Genomic DNA, 2,555 nt, shown 5'->3' with positions numbered 1-2,555 from the left:
CGTCGCCGCCATTCTGCTGCTTGCCGCAGCGGCGGCCCATGCCGAGCAAACCCTGGATATCAGCTACCAGCGCTCGTCCACGCTGTGGATTCTGCTCAAGCAAAACGGCCAGCTGGAACAGCGCCTCAAGCCCCTCGGGTTCACCGTCAGTTGGCATGAATTCAGTACCGGCCTGCTCAGCTCGCTGAACGCCGGCAGTGTCGATCTGCACGCGGATGTGGCTGACGCGTTTGCCTTGTTCACGCAAGCCGCCGACGCGCCGCTGACCTATTACGCCCAGGAAAACGCCTCCCCCGGCGCCCAGGCGATCATCGTTCAGGACACCTCGCCGATCCACAGCATCGCCGACCTCAAGGGCAAGACGGTCGCCGTGTCCAAGGGTTCGGGCAGCAACTTCCTGCTGATCAGCGCGTTGAAAAAGGCCGGGCTGACCCTGGCCGATATCACCCCGCGCTACCTCGAAGCGCCCGACGGCGGCGCCGCGTTTTCCAATGGCAGCGTGGATGCCTGGGTGATCTGGGACCCGTTCCTCGCCACCCAGCAACTCGAACACCACGTGCGTGTGATCGCCGACGGCAAGGACGGCCTGGCCGACTACAACCGCTTCTACCTGGCGACTACAACGTTCGCCAAGGCCCACCCGGACGTGCTGCAAGTGACCTTCGACACCCTGCGCGAGACCGGCCAATGGGTCAAAGCCCACCCCAAGGAAGCCGCTGAACTGCTCGGGCCGCTGTGGGGCAATATCCCGCCGGCCACGGTGGAACTCGCCAATAGCCGCCGCAGCTACGACATCATCCCGGTCCAGGTGAACAACCTCGCCGAGCAGCAGCGTATCGCCGACACCTACTACGCCGCGAAGCTGATTCCCAAGCCGCTGAAAGTCTCCAATATCACCGTGTGGACGCCCAAGCCATGAGCCGTCAAATCCATCTGTCTGCCTTCCTGTTAAGCGGCCCCGTGGTCCATAGCCACGCGGTGTGGCGCCACCCTGAAACGCTCGGCAATTACCTCGACCCCGAATACTACTCACGCATCGCCAAGGTGGTGGAGGAGGGGCTGTTCGACTTCCTGTTCTTCGCCGATCGCCTGGCGGTGGGCGACCAGATGGGCGGCTCCCGCGAGTTCGCGCTGCGCTACGGCGCCCAGGACGCCACGCGCCTCGACCCCTTGCCGATCCTCTCTTACCTGGTCGGCCAGACCAGTCGGCTGGGCCTGGGCGCCACGCGCTCGACGACCTATTACGAGCCGGCGCACATTGCCCGCGAATTCGCCACCCTCGACCACCTGTCCAAGGGGCGCGCGGCCTGGAACATCGTCACCTCAATGAACGACAGCGAAGGGCGCTTGTTCGGCAAGGACAAGCACCTGGAACACGACCTGCGCTACGACCGCGCCGATGAGTTCGTTGAAGTCGCGCTCAAGCTCTGGAACAGCTGGGGCAAAGGCGCGCTCAAGCTGGACCGTGAAAGCGGTGTGCTCGCCGACCCCGCCTTGATCCATTCCGTGCAGCACCAAGGCGAGTGGTTCAGGGTCGAAGGCCCGCTGAATATTCCACGCACACCCCAGGGCCGGCCGGTGCTGATTCAGGCCGGTTCCTCAGGGCGCGGGCGACGGTTCGGCGCACGGTGGGCCGAGGCGATTTTCACCATTCACCCGCACTTGGCGGCGATGCGCGCGTTCCGCGATGACGTGCGTGCGCAGGTGGTGCAACAGGGCCGAGAGGCTGACAGCTGCAAAGTGCTCACGGCGGTGATGCCCTTTATCGGCGGCAGCGAAGCCGAAGCCCGGGCCAAGCGCGACAAACACAACGCGCTGGCGCGGCCTGAACTGGGGCTGGTGACATTGGCCTCGCAGTTGAATGTCGACCTGTCGCCATTCCCGCTCTCGGCGACCCTCGCAGAGATCGTCCAGTCGCCTCTGATTCCTCCGGCCGCGGCTGAAAAGCTGTTGATGCAGGGGCCCGAAACCACCCTGGAGCAGCTCGGCCGCGTGTTCGCCAGCAGCGTGCGTGTGCCGCAACTGGTGGGCACGGGGGCGCAGGTCGCTGATCAACTGGCGGAGTTGTTCGAGCAGGGCGGCTGTGATGGGTTTGTGATTTCGCCGGGGTATCTGCCGGGTTCGTTTACTGAGTTTGTCGAGAGTGTGATTCCGCATTTGCAGCGCAAAGGGTTGTTCCGCACTGCCTACGCGGGCTCCACGCTGCGCGAGCATTTGGGTTTGGCTGATCTGGGTGCGTGAGATGCTCTTTTGTGGGCTATGGGGCTTTCTGTGGTGAGTTGGCTTGCTCCGCGTTTGGCCTTGAAGGCCGGGGGGCGAGAGGCATTCGGCTTGGGTGGCGTTGTTGCTGGCGAATTGGGGGTGTTTTTTGTGAGTGCATATCCGTTATTTGGGTGATGGCTGATATGGGTTCCGCCCTTACGGCGGGTCACTTTTGATAGAGCGCAAAAGTAACCAAAACGCTCTTGCCCCTCCACTCGGCACCTCGCTTAGGCTCGGTGTGCCCGCACTCCGGCTTGAATCCGTGGGCCGCCGTGACGGGCCATCCATGGCCC

The 2,555-nt window shown here is 63.7% G+C and carries 2 protein-coding genes; both read left to right on the top strand.

Features of this window, described 5'->3' with window-relative positions; genetic code table 11:
• The coding region (locus WBB95_RS13825; protein ID WP_424488084.1) for an aliphatic sulfonate ABC transporter substrate-binding protein at positions 1 to 919 on the top strand (919 nt) is incomplete at its 5' end.
• Complete coding sequence (locus tag WBB95_RS13820) at positions 916 to 2,241, top strand: LLM class flavin-dependent oxidoreductase (protein WP_424488083.1); 1,326 nt, start codon at positions 916 to 918, stop codon at positions 2,239 to 2,241. The genes WBB95_RS13825 and WBB95_RS13820, both read left to right, overlap by 4 nt.
• Positions 2,242 to 2,555: the final 314 nt, after the last annotated feature.

The sequence above is a fragment of the Pseudomonas sp. genome (genome assembly GCF_049645325.1).
In the GTDB taxonomy this organism is placed as follows: Bacteria; Pseudomonadota; Gammaproteobacteria; order Pseudomonadales; family Pseudomonadaceae; genus Aquipseudomonas.
This window is presented reverse-complemented; position numbering and strand designations above follow the sequence as displayed.

Coding starts and splice junctions, on each gene's coding strand:
- WBB95_RS13820 (WP_424488083.1), top strand. CDS start 916: ATGAGCCGTCAAATCCATCTGTCTGCCTTCCTGTTAAGCGGCCCCGTG.